This is a genomic window from Ensifer canadensis, from assembly GCF_017488845.2.
In the GTDB taxonomy this organism is placed as follows: domain Bacteria; phylum Pseudomonadota; class Alphaproteobacteria; order Rhizobiales; family Rhizobiaceae; genus Ensifer; species Ensifer canadensis.
The window spans coordinates 1781368-1796521 of the sequence record NZ_CP083371.1; the positions used below are offsets into that span (position 1 = coordinate 1781368).

General features: G+C 60.5%; 12 protein-coding genes and 5 pseudogenes. 9 read left to right on the top strand and 8 right to left on the bottom strand.

All coding sequences use genetic code 11. The features are described 5' to 3' along the window. Positions 1-84 precede the first annotated feature (84 nt). Positions 85-309: pseudogene (locus J3R84_RS27890) on the top strand (transposase); the annotation flags it as partial. Positions 310-389: 80 nt separating this feature from the next. On the opposite strand, the gene J3R84_RS27895 reads toward J3R84_RS27890, so the two are convergent. The 6 genes and pseudogenes from J3R84_RS27895 to J3R84_RS27920 form a co-directional block, all read right to left on the bottom strand. Then, a complete protein-coding gene (locus tag J3R84_RS27895; protein WP_057225096.1) occupies positions 390-1187 on the bottom strand; it encodes a DUF1194 domain-containing protein in 798 nt (265 codons plus the stop codon). 317 nt (positions 1188-1504) lie between these two features. Further along, complete coding sequence (locus J3R84_RS27900) at positions 1505-2452, bottom strand: GlxA family transcriptional regulator (RefSeq protein ID WP_203529003.1); 948 nt, start codon at positions 2450-2452, stop codon at positions 1505-1507. A 282-nt stretch (positions 2453-2734) separates the two neighbouring features. Further along, the gene (locus tag J3R84_RS27905; protein ID WP_025428230.1) at positions 2735-3373 is read right to left on the bottom strand and encodes a VOC family protein; all 639 of its coding nucleotides are present in this window, start codon (positions 3371-3373) and stop codon (positions 2735-2737) included. A 61-nt stretch (positions 3374-3434) separates the two neighbouring features. Then, on the bottom strand, positions 3435-4790 hold the full coding sequence (locus J3R84_RS27910) for an epoxide hydrolase family protein (RefSeq protein WP_207207666.1): 1356 nt from the start codon (positions 4788-4790) through the stop codon (positions 3435-3437). A gap of 78 nt (positions 4791-4868) precedes the next feature. Further along, positions 4869-5669 (bottom strand): SDR family NAD(P)-dependent oxidoreductase, encoded by an 801-nt coding sequence (locus J3R84_RS27915; RefSeq protein WP_057220741.1) that lies wholly within the window; start codon positions 5667-5669, stop codon positions 4869-4871. 325 nt (positions 5670-5994) lie between these two features. After that, a pseudogene (locus J3R84_RS27920) lies at positions 5995-6156 on the bottom strand (type 1 glutamine amidotransferase domain-containing protein); the annotation flags it as partial. 569 nt (positions 6157-6725) lie between these two features. Here J3R84_RS27920 and J3R84_RS27925 point away from each other — a divergent pair. The 6 genes and pseudogenes from J3R84_RS27925 (at position 6726) to J3R84_RS27950 (ending at position 12097) form a co-directional block, all read left to right on the top strand. Further along, the gene (locus J3R84_RS27925; RefSeq protein ID WP_207932863.1) at positions 6726-7634 is read left to right on the top strand and encodes a tyrosine-type recombinase/integrase; all 909 of its coding nucleotides are present in this window, start codon (positions 6726-6728) and stop codon (positions 7632-7634) included. A 9-nt stretch (positions 7635-7643) separates the two neighbouring features. After that, positions 7644-8852, top strand: coding sequence for an IS91 family transposase (locus tag J3R84_RS27930; protein ID WP_207932869.1), 1209 nt, complete (start codon positions 7644-7646; stop codon positions 8850-8852). A 449-nt stretch (positions 8853-9301) separates the two neighbouring features. Continuing rightward, the gene (locus J3R84_RS27935) at positions 9302-9640 is read left to right on the top strand and encodes a hypothetical protein (protein ID WP_025428225.1); all 339 of its coding nucleotides are present in this window, start codon (positions 9302-9304) and stop codon (positions 9638-9640) included. Between the two features lie 502 nt (positions 9641-10142). Next, a pseudogene (locus tag J3R84_RS27940) lies at positions 10143-10906 on the top strand (IS5 family transposase). A 211-nt stretch (positions 10907-11117) separates the two neighbouring features. Further along, entirely contained in the window at positions 11118-11519 is a 402-nt protein-coding gene (locus J3R84_RS27945; RefSeq protein ID WP_057225106.1) for a cupin domain-containing protein, read from the top strand. Between the two features lie 134 nt (positions 11520-11653). Further along, positions 11654-12097, top strand: a complete 444-nt coding sequence (locus tag J3R84_RS27950) for a carboxymuconolactone decarboxylase family protein (protein ID WP_025428223.1) — start codon at positions 11654-11656, stop codon at positions 12095-12097. Positions 12098-12345: 248 nt separating this feature from the next. Here the strand turns inward: J3R84_RS27950 and J3R84_RS27955 are convergent. Together J3R84_RS27955 and J3R84_RS27960 are read right to left on the bottom strand one after the other, a co-directional pair. After that, positions 12346-12639 (bottom strand): annotated as a pseudogene (locus tag J3R84_RS27955) (adenylate/guanylate cyclase domain-containing protein); the annotation flags it as partial. A 130-nt stretch (positions 12640-12769) separates the two neighbouring features. Continuing rightward, positions 12770-13540 carry an SDR family NAD(P)-dependent oxidoreductase gene (locus J3R84_RS27960; RefSeq protein WP_025428221.1) on the bottom strand — a complete coding sequence of 257 codons (771 nt, stop codon included), beginning with the start codon at positions 13538-13540 and terminating at the stop codon, positions 12770-12772. A 211-nt stretch (positions 13541-13751) separates the two neighbouring features. Here J3R84_RS27960 and J3R84_RS39110 point away from each other — a divergent pair. Further along, positions 13752-14115 (top strand): annotated as a pseudogene (locus tag J3R84_RS39110) (L-lactate permease); the annotation flags it as partial. Positions 14116-14472: 357 nt separating this feature from the next. Next, positions 14473-15129, top strand: a complete 657-nt coding sequence (locus J3R84_RS27965) for a CBS domain-containing protein (protein ID WP_203530096.1) — start codon at positions 14473-14475, stop codon at positions 15127-15129. Positions 15130-15154 lie beyond the last annotated feature (25 nt).

Consider the following 15154-nt stretch of genomic DNA (forward strand, 5'->3'; position numbering starts at 1 on the left):
GCCGTGTCGAGGTCGTGGATGACCGCGAGGAGCCGGGATGCCATGGTTCGCCGATCACGACATTGTTGCCGCCCGCGGCCCTGCCTGCAAGCCACCATCGGAGCGCAAACATGGTTCTGCGATCCACAATCCCCGTGGCAGAAAGGAACCGTCGAAAACACCAACAGACGGGCCAGGAAATGGCTTTCGAGAGAGGTCGATCCCCTGTCGCTCAGCGACTGCGATCTAACCGAAATCTGCAATCATCTGAACGCAACACCGCGCAAATGCCTCGGCTACAAACCACCCGCCGAAGTCTTCCGCCAGAAACGCGCGCGCAGATCAGGCGCACCGGTCAGCCTCTCAAAGCCCGCAGGTCGCGGTTCAGCGTGAACGCAAAGCGCATTGAACTATTGCCCAATGCGACGCTCCTGCATTTCTTCGCCCACAAAGCAATTGTAGTCTGCTCGGTCGTCGACGCGTTGCAACAGTGGCTCGAACCGCTTCAGGTCGCTCACGTTCGGTCCAAGTATCTCGACAATGAGCTTGCTCAGAATAGCCTCCGCAAAATCGCCAGGATCTGAGACTTTCAACAGAAAGGCCCCATCTCCACCGATGACACAATTCTCATAATAAGCGTCGAGGTCCGGAATCGATGCGGAATCCTGACGCGTCAACATGATGGGCAGTCCATCGATCACGATGCCTTGGGCGACAGTCGAATTACGGGCAACGGGTACCGGCACACCGGAGTTGTTCGGCCCATCTCCCGATATGTCGACCACGCGTCGCATTCCCTGGAACGGGCTAGCTAAGAAGAGGTTTCGTGAAAACGCCAGCGTGTTGGAAATCGAGGTGAACGATATCCTCCTCATCGGTTGCTGGCGCAGAGCATCGGCGAATTGGCCCGCAGTGCTGGGGCCATCGATCAGCGTCCAAGGCATGATCTGGACAGCAGAGCCACCCCACTCAACGTATGTCACGGCGATTTTGCCGATAGGCCCGTCCTCTATTGCATTGACGAGTTCGGGCTGGAGAAATGCATTCACATAGCCTTGACGTTGCGCACGCTGTTCGTCGATCTCCATTGAGTAGGAGACATCGACGGCAAGAACCAACTCAAGATCAACGTCAAATTGAGAAAGCTGAGCGGGCGTGCTGCCCCCCAGAAGGCCAAAGCAGACAAGAAGCGCGCATTGCGGTTTCATCGCGATCGGAAGCCCAGTGCACGATCATACTACGCCCGTTCAGCGAGCTCGCAATACAGGGATGCTAGCTCAGATTCAGCACCTGTCCGCTCTTGGCGCACCCACCCATTCCAGACGAAAAGGGGCGGGCCGATGGGCCGGCCGCCCTTCGGAAAGCCAGCTGTGAACCCTTGCCTTGAAGGGTTTCGAACCGCCGACCTCGCTATGCCTGCCAGCAGAGTCCATGAACCCCAAGATTAGGGAATCACACGACAACTCGATCACCATCTCCAGCAGTGCACAGTTCTTCTGTGCCGCGACACCCTCGTTCTCCCGATTCAGGGTGCCAGTTCACTGTCGCGGGCGTTGCGCCGGATAGTCTGGGGCGGCTGTCCGAGTGCCCGCAGAAAAGCCCGGCGCATGCGATCGCTATCGGCGAAGCCGGTTTCCTCCGCGATCACATCCATGGAGTGGCGGCCTTGTTCCATCAGCAGCCGCGCCGCCTCGACGCGCAGGTTCTCCACCGCCTTGGCCGGCGACTGCCCCGTCTCTGACCGGAAGGCGCGGCTGAACTGGCGCGCGCTCAAGCCCGCCGCATCCGCCAGTTCGTCCACCGACAGAACGCTGCGCAGATTGGCCTTGGCATAGTTGACCGATTTCTGGATCCGGTCCGACTTCGGGTCCAGTTCGAGCAACGCCGAGAACTGCGATTGGCCGCCGGCCCTGCGGTGGTAGACCACGAGCTTGCGTGCGACCGAGCGAGCAACGTCCTGACCATGGTCCTTCTCGACCATGGCGAGAGCCAGGTCGATGCTTGCCGTCATTCCCGCCGACGTCCATACGGAGCCATCGACGATGAAGATGCGATCCTCCTCGACCTTGACGGCCGGGAACCGCTCCCGGAGCTGGCGCGCAAAAAGCCAATGCGTCGTCGCACGGCGCCCATTCAGCAGCCCGGATTCTGCAAGAATGAAGGCGGCGGTACAGGGGCCAGCCAGCCGACGCGCAGTTTGCAGGGAATGGCGCGCGAACTCGATAAGGCCCGGTGTCATCGGCTCGATCGTCGTGCCGGCTCCAAACATCACGGTGTCGTAGGTCGTATCGTCGAAGGCTTTCGTGATGACACCAAACCCAGCCGACGACTTGATCTCTCCGCCGGCTTCGGAAAGCAACGTTATCTCGTAAGCCGGCTCTCCAAGCTGAATGTTGGCCATCTCGAAGGCAGTGACCGCTGCAAAACCGAGGAGCTGGAATCCTGGAAACACGACGTAACCGATCTTGTGCATGGCACACCACCTTTTGTCTGAAACCGCCGCTTATATCACATTTGCGCCATCGCAAGAAGCGCCCTCGTCCGCACGCGAAGTGGATGTTGCATACATTGACGGACGCCAGCAGCGGATCTTCGACGACGCTATCATCCGTGCCCCGCAAGAAGGCACGGCGCCTCGTCGGGAACCGGATGCCGTCCGCCTCATCGTAGTCGTAGACGCCCTGCGACAAGATGCAGACGGGTACGCAATCCGGTTTTCGGTGGATTGCGTACCCGAATACGGCCTCGCGGAGGGTTACAACGGTAGCGGCTTGCCGGCCTGCTCCTGTACGATGTAGTCGGCGTACCAGTCCGGCCAGTTCTCATCATGCTTGCCGCCGGTTCGCTTTTCGTGCTCGCCGTGGGCGGCTGCCGCGCGCCGTAGCGCGCCTGCGAGTTCGCTCGACGAGGTGAATGTCGTGATGTCCGTGTCGACGCGTCCAGGCAATCGTTCGGTGACCTCCTGGAGCAGCCAGCCGTTGCCGTCCGGATCGGCGAACGAGGCGGAGGAGCGGTAGCTGCGCCGTTCCGGATCCCTGCCGCTGATTGGCGGCTGCCCAGGACCGGCGCGGTGGATGATCTCGCTCACGTCGGCGCCGCGACCGATGAGTTCGGCGCGGGCAGCTTCGATATCCGAGACGACGAGATACAGCCCGCGTGCCGATCCGGGTGCCGCCGACGTCAGCCCTGTGCCGAAGTGGATCGAGCTCGGTGATCCCGGCGGTGTGAACTGTACGACCCGGAATGTGTCACCGACCGCGAAGTCGGCGTCGAGCCTCCAACCCAGGCCGTCATAAAAGCGTTTTGCGCGGTCAACGTCCGAAACAGGGATAACAACGACCTCAAGTTTCAGGTCGACCGTTTGCAGTTTGAGGGTTTTGGTTGCAATGGTCATGGCTTTTTCCTTGTGGCTGGGAAGGCGGCGCGCCAATGGCGCCCCTTCTTTCTCAAATCGACTAACGCAGCGACCTGAAGGAGACTCGCAACTCTTCAGTGAAGACTTCCGGCTGTTCCCAGGCCGCAAAGTGCCCGCCCTTAGGCAGACGATTGTAGTGGATCAGCTTCGGAAAGGCTTTCTCAGTCCAACTGCGGGGGGCGGTGTAGATTTCGTCAGGAAAAGCACTCACCGCGACCGGGATGGTCACGCCCTTGGGCGCGAAGAAAGCGAGCTTGCTTTCCCAGAAGAGACGGCCCGAAGACAGCCCCGTGTTCGTCAGCCAGTAGAGCGTGATGTTGTCGAGGATGTCATCGCGCGTCAGCCCTTCACTAGCCCCGTCAAAGACGCGGCCGATCAGCTTCTGGCTCTCCGGATCATGATCAATCATCCATGCGGTAAGGGCGATGGGTGAATCGTCCAGGCCGTAGAGTGTCTGTGGCCGGGCTCCCATTTCCAACGCGTAGCCGACACGATGCTTGTAGAAGAAATCGAGCTGCTTCCACGCGTACTCCTCGTCGGCCGTCAGGCCCGTCGGCTGCGGACCGCCGGCCAGCGCCGCGGAAATGTTATCGGGAAGCGTGCCGGGCATGTTGGTGTGGATGCCAAGCAGCCCTTCAGGCTTCTGTAGCGCCATCTGCTCGTTAACTGCGTCACCCCAGTCGCCGCCCTGCGCGACATATTTCTTGTAACCCAGGCGGTCCATCAGAACGGCCCAGGCCCGTGCGATACGCTGCGGATCCCAGCCGAGCTCGGTGGGCTTGCCGGAAAAGCCGTACCCGGGGATTGATGGAATTATGACATCAAACGCATCGGCTGCGGTACCGCCGTGCGCTGTCGGATTGGTCAACGGATCGATGATCTTCAGCTGCTCGATGATCGAGCCGGGCCAACCATGTGTAATGATAACCGGCAGCGCGTTCGGGTGCTTCGACTTCACCTGAATGAAGTGGATATCGACGCCGTCGATGCTCGTCACGAACTGAGGCAAGGCGTTCAACCTCGCCTCCACCTTTCGCCAGTCGTGCTGGTTGGCCCAATAGTCGGCAAGCTTCCGCATCGTGGCCAGTCGCACGCCCTGAGTATCGTCCGTGACCAGCTCCTGATCGGGCCACTTGGTTGCGACGATGCGCCGCTTGAGATCGGCAAGGGCCTCGTCGGCTGCACGGAACTGGAATGGACGAATGGTTTCGTCGACAGCCGGCTGGGCATCGGACGCACCGTTTACGGAAGCCTGCGCAACCTGGATGCCGCTGCGCGCAGAAGAACTCGTTTCGGCGTGAGCCACGACCGCGGGAAGAAAAATTGCGATCGTTCCAGCGAGTGCATAGGCGGCAAGGCGATTGCGCTTGCCAATTATCGAATAGGATCTCGACATGATCATTCTCTTGTTTCGAGGATCGGCGAGACGCCGCCGACATAGGCGTGCATTTCAGTGGGTCGCTGAAGACCGGAATTACCCTGCGGCTCGATATCGAACAGCAGGCGCGCTGAGCGAAAGGTTCGGCATGAGCTTTTGCCGCGCCGCTTCGTAAGCCTCCCAGTCGCGTGCGTCCGGAAGCGCCGGAATGGTGACCAACTCGCCGAGGTCAAAGCCTGCAAGCGAGGCATCCACCATATCCTCGGCGGACATGACGATCTCGGTCGGCACATGTTCCAGGGGCGTCCCGGCGATGCCCCAGAAATCGGTCGCCGTGGCACCCGGAAGAACGGCCTGGACGCGGATATTGTTGTCGGCAAGCTCCTTCTGGAGCGACAGGGTGAAGGCCAGCACGAAGGCTTTGCTCCCGCCATACACACCATTCAGCAGCTCCGGTGCGATACCGACGATCGAGGCGATGTTGATGATCGCGCCGGTGCCACGCTTCACGAAGCCGGGCACCGCAGCATAGGTCAACCGCGTCAGCGCATTGACGTTCAGCGTGATTAGCTCTTCCATCTTGTCGATATCGGACGCCAACAGCGGGGCGGTCGCACCGACGCCGGCATTGTTGACCAGCGTGGTTATGCTGGCATCGGTATGTAGCACTTGCTCTACGCGACCGAGATCGTCCTTGTTGCCGAGGTCCGCTCCGATCACTTCGACAGCGCGACCTGTCTCGTCGGTGAGCCGCTTGGCGAGCGCATTGAGACGCGCCTTGTTGCGGGCCACGAGGATCAGGTCATAGCCCCGGCGCGCCAGCCGATCGGCGTAAATCGCGCCGATACCAGAAGAAGCGCCGGTAATCAGTGCGGTATCCTTCGAATTCCCAGTCATGACAATCTCCATCAGGTTGAATTTCCAGCCCTGATGTTAAGACGAAGCCTGCCCGTCTCAAATGTCGTATATCCGTCAATTTAGGACGCGCGCCCAGCGCCCGGCTCGAATACGAGGAGCGTTCAGCGCGCCGGCACGAAGGATGGCGGTCGGCTCGCTTGAACTCTTTCAGCGCAAGCGCGACACAGCAGACGACATCCTGTCGTCTGACTGCTTCACGGGGCCGTCTTCGACGATCTCGACCAGCGTTATGATCCGATTGGCCGGCGGACAGGCTTGGCACGTGGGCGCCGGCGCGGCCCCGGTGGCGCGCGCCGGACCGCAACTAGGCCTGCAGAAACGTCAGCAGCGTCATGGTAGCACAGCCGGACGAAGCCGGGTTCTGGCCGATAACCAGCCGATCGTCCATGACGGTAAAATCGGCCCATTCGCCAGCTTTTTCATAATGGCCGCCCAGACGTTTCAGTTCGTGCTCGACGAGGAAGGGCCTCGTGACCAACAAATCCTCGCTTCGGTCCACTCAAGTACAGGCTGTCCTATCCTCGGGTGTAGCCTTCCCTCTCCCTTGATCCGATCGACCGCCAACATCCGTCAACATAGACTCCGCCACGTGACACGTCTCAATCACGCAAAACAGGAGCGCATCATGTCGCAGGCAGAGCTGGTCGCCTGGTATGACCTGCACCGCTCGAAGGCGACGCCGAAAAACGACTGGAGCTGATGGCCATGGCCTCGGATGAGGCCACCCCGCGCGCCTGCGCGCTGCTGTGTCAGAATGCCCTCGCCGTCCTGCGGGTAGCGACGCTCATTGGTACCTTCTTGCGCGACGGCGTCGGCTTCTGGCTGGTGACGGGTTTGTGCGCAGCCCCTATGGCTGCGGCTCGCATCCGTTGGCCGCTTTGCGCCATAGAACGAACCCGCTCGCGCGGGAGGGGCGCGGGCTGAGGCGTGTGCCTCGTTGAAGGCATCGGTGAGGCTTTGATCGATCAGAGGTGACGGGCGGACGAAGACCTCCGAGCATGAAGGGGTCAACCTTCAGCTTGAGAGGAGCATCCGATGACCGTCCCCCATTCACATCCGTCCGGCAGCGCGCTTCGTGAGCGCATGATCGAAGACATGTCCATGCGCGGCTTCACCGAGGACACGCGCCGTGACTATATCCGTTGCGTGAAGGCACTTGCCACCTTCATCGGCCGTTCCCCGGACACGGCGACGGCTGAAGATCTGCGCCGGTTCCAGTTGCACCAAACCCAGATGGGCATGCATCCGCCGAGCATCAACAGTTCGGTCTCGGCGCTGCGCTTCTTCTTCACCGTGACGATCGACCGGCCCGATCTGTCTCGCCGCCTGACCCTGATCCATCAGCCGCGCAAGCTGCCGCTGGTGCTGAGCGTCGCGGAGGTAGTACGGCTGCTCGACGCCGCACCGGGGCCGAAGTACAAGGCTGCCCTCGGCACGGCCTATGGCGCCGGATTGCGGGTGTCGGAGATCGTGGCGCTCAAGGTGACCGATATCGACTCGACACGCATGCTGATCCGCGTCGAACAGGGCAAGGGGCGCAAGGATCGCCACGCCATGCTGTCGCCGCAACTGCTCGAGTTGCTGCGGGCTTGGTGGCGCGAAGGCAAGCGCCGCGGCGTAATGCTGCCGCAGGGCTGGCTGTTTCCGGGCCGCAACCCGATCACGCCACTCTCCACGCGGCAGATGAACCGCGTCGTCCATACCGCCGCGCAAGCCGCCAAGATCAAGAAGCGGGTGACGCCGCACACGCTGCGCCACAGCTTCGCCACGCATCTGCTGGAGCAGGACGTCGACATCCGCGTCATCCAGGTCCTGCTCGGCCATGCCAAACTTGATACGACCGCGCTCTATGCCCGCGTCGCCACCAAGACCATCCGCGCCGTGATGAGCCCGCTCGACCGGATCAGACTTCTGACAGAGAACGAGACCAGACCGGACGCGTGACGCGTGGCGGTGAGCCGCCCGTTACTAGAGGTCGCCGATATCTTCCACCGCCATGGCGCCGCCTGGCGCACGGCCCATGCCGGTCACTTGAGCCTCGGCCAGTTGAAGGTGATGGCGGCGATCGAGAACTGCCGCACCGCAGCCCTCGGCGGTCACGTCGAGGCATGCGAGGACTGCGGCCATAGCCGCATCGCCTACAACAGTTGCCGCAATCGGCACTGCCCCAAGTGCCAGGATGCGGCGGCAAGGGAATGGCTCGCCGCGCGCCAGGCCGATCTGCTGCCCGTCGGCTACTTCCATGTCGTCTTCACACTGCCGGTCGAGATCGCCGACATCGCCTTTCACAACAAGGCGGTCATTTATGGTCTCCTGTTCCATGCCGCCGCGCAGGCCATGCTCACCATCGCGGCCGATCCCAAGCACCTGGGCGCCCACATCGGCATCACCGCCGTGCTGCATACGTGGGGCTCGGCGATGACCCATCATCCGCATGTCCACATGATCGTGCCCGGCGGCGGCATCGCGCTCGATGGTGAGCGATGGGTGTCCTGCCGGCCCGGCTTCCTCCTGCCCGTGCGCGTGCTCTCAAGGCTGTTCCGCCGCCTCTTCCTGGCGAAGCTCACTGAGGCCCATGCCGCCGGCCAGCTGAAGTTCTTCGGCGATCATGCGAGCTTAAGCGAGCGCAGCTCCTTTGTTAAATTCCTGGTGCCGCTCAGAAAAAAGAACTGGTTCGTCTACGCCAAGCCACCCTTCGCCGGACCCGAGGCCGTTCTGGCGTATCTGTCGCGCTACACCCATCGCGTCGCCATCTCCAACAGCCGGCTGATCGCGCTCGATGGCTCTGGTGTGACGTTCCGCTACAAGGACTACCGTCGCAGCGGTGACGAGCGTTATCGGGCCATGACGCTCGATCCAGATGAATTCATTCGCCGCTTCCTGCTTCACGTGCTGCCCATGGGCTTCCATCGCATCCGACACTATGGACTGCTTGCCAGCGCCGGCCGCGCGGCAAATGTCGCCCGCGCCCGCGTGCTTCTCGCCGCGCCCCAGCCTGAAATCGGCCGATCCGATGATGCCGATACTGCTGCCCCACCAGACTGGCGGCCGCCCTGTCCGTGCTGCGGCGGGCGCATGATCATCATCGAGACCTTCGAGCGCGACAACCACGCCCAAGCACCGCCATCCGCCGCCTCAACAACAAGGCCCCAAACGCCATGACCGCGACCCGCCCGTCACGCACCATTCCTGCCCAGGAACCTCGTCGTCCCCGGAAGGATAACTTCGTCCGCCCGCGTCGAACGTCGCAACTAAACACACCAAATCGACCTCGCTGGAACCACCAGGCCGCAGCATGCGCGGCACCGGCGAAGTTCGCTCCGACCTCACCATGATCATTACCACCCCTCAGCCGCACTTCGGCCGAACACCACCCAACGAAAACGACAAATCCCCATAGACCGGCAACCGCGCTTTCCATCCCGCGGGTTCTTTCACTGGAGGCTTTCGGACGCCGGCCCGAGCCAGGCCAACGCGTGGAGCGCCAGCATCCGAAACCCATCACACAAGCGGTCGTCCTATGCCTCGCAAGATTTATGGGGCCGGCACGGGTGATTTCCGACGCGTAGAGTGTAATCTGGCAAACCGTCGAGCACGTGGAGAGAGCGCCAATGCCCCGTTTTCTTGCCGTTTACACCATGAAGCCCGAAGACCTCGCCTCCTTTCGGAGGCTGCCCAAAGCCGAGCAGGACGCGATCGACGCCGTCGGCATAGAACAGTGGGCCGCGTGGGAGAACAGAAACGCCGCATCCATCCTTGATCGTGGTGGCATGGTCGGCAAGACGACGCGTATAACGAAGGACGGTGTCGCCAACGCCGTGAACCCCTTCTGCGGTTACCTTGTCGTCGAAGCGGAAACCATCGACGCTGCGGCACGGCTGTTCAAAGACCACCCGCACATCACCGTGTTTCCAGGTGACGGCGTAGATATCATGCCCTTTTTAACATGAACTCCTCCGGGTCAGCATCAGCCGTCGGCGGTTCCCCCATCTGAGGCGGCGGAGGCCGCGAACGGCAGCTTATGGCAAGAAGCAATCGTTGGTGGCATTAGCTACATAATTCCTCAAACTCCGATGGTAGGACTCTGATAGATTGCCTCCGGCTGGCCAACGCCACGATCAGGATCTGGCCAGCCGACATGATCTGTTGGCCGAAGGCATCGCAGCTTCGATCGAAATCGTCCGCTTTTAGCGCATTCCCTCGCCCGTCGACGGCCGATGCGCAGGGCCGCAATTAAACGCGGTCAACGTCTCAAGACATTTGCCACAAGATCCCAGGAATGCGGAAGAAATTGATCTTCAAGTTCATATGCATAGGCAGCATTGGTGGCCTTCGCTACCGAACTGCGTACGGTTCGTATCGGCTAGTTGGATTGCTACAGCGTAAACTCATAAAATTTCTTGGCATTTATCGGCCGCCGTGATTCAAGGCTTCGAAATAGGGAAGCATTTGATGACGCGTCGTCGCTACGAACTGACTGACCACGAATGGTCGATCATATCGCCGTTGTTGCCCAACAAGCCACGCGGTGTTGCCCGCGTTGATGATCGGCGGGTATTGAATGGCATCCTCTGGCGGTTTCGAACGGGCTCGCCTTGGGCGGAAGTTCCGGAACGCTATGGCCCGCCGACGACCTGTTACAACCGCTTCGTCCGCTGGCGCAAAGCCGGGGTATGGGATCGGCTTCTTGAAGCGGTGTCCAAGGCCTACGATGGCGACATCGTCATGATCGACTCGACCTGTGTCCGCGTTCACCAGCACGCGGCCACGGGAAAAAAGGGGATGGAGACGATGGTGGCATGGGACGTTCCCGCGGCGGGCTTACGAGCAAAATCCACGCGCTCGTCGATGCCGAAGGTCGCCCCGTCAATCTGCGTCTGACTGGTGGACAGATCGCCGATTGTGCCGAAGCCGACGCGCTGACGGATGAGCTTGGCGAGGGGGACATCCTGCTGGCCGACAAGGGTTATGACACGAATGCGATTCGGGCCAAGGCCGCCGAGCGAAAGGCCTGGGCCAACATCCCGCCGAAGAGTAATCGCAAGGGCTCTTTCGTGTTTTCGCGCTGGGTCTATCGGCAACGCAATCTCGTGGAACGGTTCTTCAACAGGATCAAGCAGTTCCGAGGCATCGCAACCCGATATGACAAGCGCCCGGAAAACTACCTCGCCGCCGTAAAGCTCGTCGCAACAAGAATATGGTGCCAAAGTTTATGAGTCGACGTCGTAGGGCAAACTGGCGGAAGGTCTAGGACCACCTACCCCTTCGTCGAGAGCAAACATCGTGAGAACAGCGCCCTGGGGCGATCGCCCGTTGCGCGTGATCTGATTACGCATTGCAGCGCAATACCGTCCCGATCTCTTGCGGCCTTTCCCAGGCGATCTCTTTTTTTGTGCCGCGGTCGCCAGAACCACCAAGGAGACCAAAATGAAGTCCATCCTACGCACCATGCTCGTTTCGGCCATTATCGGCTTCGGGATCTTGCCAGTCGCGGCTGAAGACGGCGCAAAGGTCACGCCATTGATGTCCAAGGATTTGCAAGACTATCCGGGAAAAGAGGGACTGATGCTGTCCGTAGAGTATCAGCCAGGCGGCTCCTCACCCGTCCACCGACACGAAGCCCACGCATTCGTGTACGTGCTGGAGGGCTCGATCGTCATGCAGGTTAAGGGCGGCGAAGAAGTCACCGTTGCTCCTGGAGAAACCTACTACGAGGGCCCCTCCGATATTCACCTGGTCAGCCGGAACGCGAGCAAGACGAGCCCGGCCAAGTTCATCGTAGTCCTGCTCAAGAAGAAGGACACGCCCGCTGTTATTCCAGTGGAGTGATCGCGGCGAATATCGCGAAGCGGATCACCCCCATGGGACGACGGCCTGCTTCCCAAGTTCGTCACGTGCGAGCTCGCAACTGCACATTCGATGCATCTCACAGTCGATACTGATCAACGAGAAGGAAAGAGACCATGCAACCTCGTCAAAACGACTACTTCAAACTTGCGGAACCAGGCGTCAAACACCTCTTCGCGCTTGAGGGCGCTCTCAAAAACGGTCCGCTGGAGCCGAAACTGCTACACCTTGTCAAGTTGCGCGCATCACAAATCAATTCGTGTGTGTTCTGCATTCATCTGCACACCACAGAAGCCCTCAAAGACGGGGAAGAGCCCATGCGCCTCTATTTGCTGACGGGGTGGCGTGAGGCAACGCTTTACTCCCCGCGCGAGCGTGCTGCTCTCGCCTGGACGGAAGCGCTGACCAACCTCGCGCAGACTGGCGCTCCCGACGATGATTGGGCGCTGATTGAGGCTGCATTTACGGCAGAAGAGCGGTCCTGGTTGTCTCTTGCCATCGGTGCGATCAATCTTTGGAATCGGCTTCAGGTAGGGTTCAGGGCTACTCATCCCGCTTAACGGCTCAACGTGCGCCACTGACACGGCGTCTTTGTGGCGTGGCGGTCCGAGCCGCCGCGCCTTTCTTGTCGGTTCGAGCCCGGAACGCATCATGAACCCCACGAGCCTCGAACCAACACTCGAAGAAATGCTGTATCGCATCAAGCAGCCGCGGGCATGGCAGCGCCTGTCGAAAACGAGAACCAGCCGGCGCATGAACTGCGCGCCATAGAGAGCGATCCGACCGAGGCCAGGGCCTCACCCGCTGATCCTGGCGCCAGCCGGTCCGCCGCCGCCAGCTCCACATCACTCCCGATCTTGACCCGGATCCGCTGGTCCTCGGTGACGGCGGCATTCCGTTCCGCCAGCCCACGCTGCAGCGAGACGGCGCATTCCACGGCGTCCACCACGCTGCCAAATTTGGCGCGCATCCCGTCGCCCATAAGCTTGAAAATCTGGCCGTGATGGCGGGCAATCTCCGGCTCAAACAGTTCCTTGCGTCCCGCACGAAGGCGCTCGAAACGACCGCCCTCAACAGCGCTTCTGGGGAACCCGCGTTTCATCCAACACTTCTACTGAACGCGCCAGGCAGTCCTTCGGTGCGATGTCCCATGTGAGCCCGATTGTTCGTGTGCCTCCCGCAAGTCGCTTGCAATGTGAGGGCCGTCGTCGAGGACAGCCCCACTCCCCACCTCAGGCGACGGACCATCCACCGTCCACCAGCAGGTTCGCGCCGGTGATTAGGCTCGCAGCTGGTGACGCAAGGAAGACCACGGCACCCACTACATCGTCGGTTTCACCGATCCGGCCGAGTGGAATGTGACCGAGCGTCGCTTGGCGATTGTCGGGATCGGATAGAAAAGGTGCGGTGCCATCGGTGTGGATGAAGGTCGGCGATACGGTATTTACCGTTACGTTGTAGCGCGCCCACTCGGCTGCAAGGCAGCGCGTCAGGTGATTAATCGCCGCCTTGCTCATGCAATAGATCGCCTCGCCGCGCAGTGCCACTGTACCGGCCTGCGAGCTGATGTTGATGATCCGGCCCTCTTTACGCTCGATCATGTGCCGACCTATTGCCTGCGTCATCAGAAAGGTGCCCTTGATGTTGACATCGAGTATCTGGTCAAGGTCCTTTTCCTCAACGAGTTCCGCGAGATTGCCCGGAGCCACTCCGACATTGTTGATGAGGACGTCGATCCGACCGAACGTTGTAAGGGCCGCATCCACTGCTTGTGCGATATGCGCCTTATTGGGAATGTCTAGCTCAACCGGGAGGACTTTGCCTCCGGCGCTCTCGAGTTCGCCAACCAGGCCAGCCGACGCCGCGATGTCGCGGACGCCCAGCACGATATCGGACCCTGCTGCGGCACAGGCAATTGCGCAAGCACGACCGATGCCACGGCTCGCTCCCGTCACGAACGTCACTTTGCCGTCAAGGCTGAAATCCGGCGCGTTCTTCTGCATTATGATACCTCCCTTGATAAAGCTCATTCATGGCAGCGTCGAAATGCGGATGCCAGACTTTCAACGCATGTTGCGGAGCATCCCTTGACCACGTCCGCAAGGGCCCGACCATAGAAACTCTGCTCTTGAAGGGTTTCGAACCGCTGACCTTCGCTTCAGCGCGCTGCTTTGATTGGGTTCTCATCCGTAGCCAAGAAGTTTACAACAGAACCTGCTGGCGCTTGGGTTTGTCACACGATACTCTGGAACCGACGCGTCACTCGGGCTGGCCTTTGCCAAGACCGGGGTCCTTTATTCGTTCTTCGGGGGCGCTCGTCAGCTCGCTCGGTGTCGCGCTGACGGGCTCCGACGCCTCGCCCAACGGCGTCCGCCAATAGCTCGGATGGGCAAAATGATCGACGCCCAGAGCACCGTGGTCGCGCCCACCGCCACCAAGATGTACGGACAGGAAGGGGACGACCCTCCGCTTCGTCTTCTTCCATAGCCTTGCACTTACTTACCTCGTTGGCGTGCTCGTGTTCAGCCAAGCAACAAGCTCTCCCGCATCGTGGAATCCGCCTGCAGTCGCAGCGTGAAGATTCTACTTGCAGTGATTGCAATGGTTGCTTGCGCGAGCAACCATAACGACACCCCCGGCTCGAACTTTCCCACAAGGCAACGAACATCCTTGAAAATGGCACTGTCTGACAGGGTTTGGGATCGTCGTCGCAACGTGCGTAGGTTTGAAACGCATCTGGGCGATGATAGGCATGCTCGGATGGTTGCAGAGGCAGACGCCGGCCCCGCAGCCGGAAGAGGCCTCAGACGTTTCAAACGCAAACGCACGTCCAACGGGAAGCCGTGTCGAGCGGCTTGTCTCGTTTCTGCAATGGGTTTACTTTGTCGCCGCAATAGACGCGGATGCGCGCCAGTCACTTAGAGTTGGGACCGAAATGCTCGTCAAAGATGTCATGACATCGACGATCGTAAGCGTGTCGCCTGACAACAGTGTCAGACAGGCTGCCATGACCATGTTGAGCCATCATATAAGCGGCATTCCGGTCATTGACGGGGAAGGGCATCTCCTCGGCATCATCAGCGAAGGTGACCTGATACGCAGAACGGAACTGGGTGGAGCAATGTTTGCCTCCGCTGAGGATTTGGCAGCGCCCGCCGAAGACAGAGCCAATGCGTATGTGAGGCGCAGCTCCTGGAGAGTTGCGGAGGCAATGACGCCTGCTCCAGTGACAATCGACGAAGATGCGTCACTTCTGCAGGCCGCAAGGCTGATGCAAAAGCACGGCGTCAAGCGCATACCCGTCATCAGACATGGCGAACTTGTCGGAATTGTCAGCCGAGCCGATTTGCTGCAGGCGATCGTCACAGCCAAACTGGATGGGACACCTTCAGGCGATGAAGCCATTCAGCGCAGTGTCATGGTTCGGCTCCGGGAAAACACTGGCCTCGAAGCGTTCGACATCAAGATCGCAGTAACCAACGGGATCGTGCATCTGTCTGGCGCCGTTGCGATACCCGAATGCAGGCGCGCTGCCCGTATCGTTGCCGAGAGCGTTCAGGGCGTCCAGGGGGTCGTCGATCATTTCACCTAAACCGACAAGGTGAGGTTTCTGAGAT

Bases quoted from the DNA above. Each gene is read 5' to 3' on its own strand.
- J3R84_RS27895 (WP_057225096.1), bottom strand. From the start codon at position 1,187: ATGAAACCGCAATGCGCGCTTCTTGTCTGCTTTGGCCTTCTGGGGGGC.
- J3R84_RS27900 (WP_203529003.1), bottom strand. From the start codon at position 2,452: ATGCACAAGATCGGTTACGTCGTGTTTCCAGGATTCCAGCTCCTCGGT.
- J3R84_RS27905 (WP_025428230.1), bottom strand. From the start codon at position 3,373: ATGACCATTGCAACCAAAACCCTCAAACTGCAAACGGTCGACCTGAAA.
- J3R84_RS27910 (WP_207207666.1), bottom strand. From the start codon at position 4,790: ATGTCGAGATCCTATTCGATAATTGGCAAGCGCAATCGCCTTGCCGCC.
- J3R84_RS27915 (WP_057220741.1), bottom strand. From the start codon at position 5,669: ATGACTGGGAATTCGAAGGATACCGCACTGATTACCGGCGCTTCTTCT.
- J3R84_RS27925 (WP_207932863.1), top strand. From the start codon at position 6,726: ATGACCGTCCCCCATTCACATCCGTCCGGCAGCGCGCTTCGTGAGCGC.
- J3R84_RS27935 (WP_025428225.1), top strand. From the start codon at position 9,302: ATGCCCCGTTTTCTTGCCGTTTACACCATGAAGCCCGAAGACCTCGCC.
- J3R84_RS27945 (WP_057225106.1), top strand. From the start codon at position 11,118: ATGAAGTCCATCCTACGCACCATGCTCGTTTCGGCCATTATCGGCTTC.
- J3R84_RS27950 (WP_025428223.1), top strand. From the start codon at position 11,654: ATGCAACCTCGTCAAAACGACTACTTCAAACTTGCGGAACCAGGCGTC.
- J3R84_RS27960 (WP_025428221.1), bottom strand. From the start codon at position 13,540: ATGCAGAAGAACGCGCCGGATTTCAGCCTTGACGGCAAAGTGACGTTC.
- J3R84_RS27965 (WP_203530096.1), top strand. From the start codon at position 14,473: ATGCTCGTCAAAGATGTCATGACATCGACGATCGTAAGCGTGTCGCCT.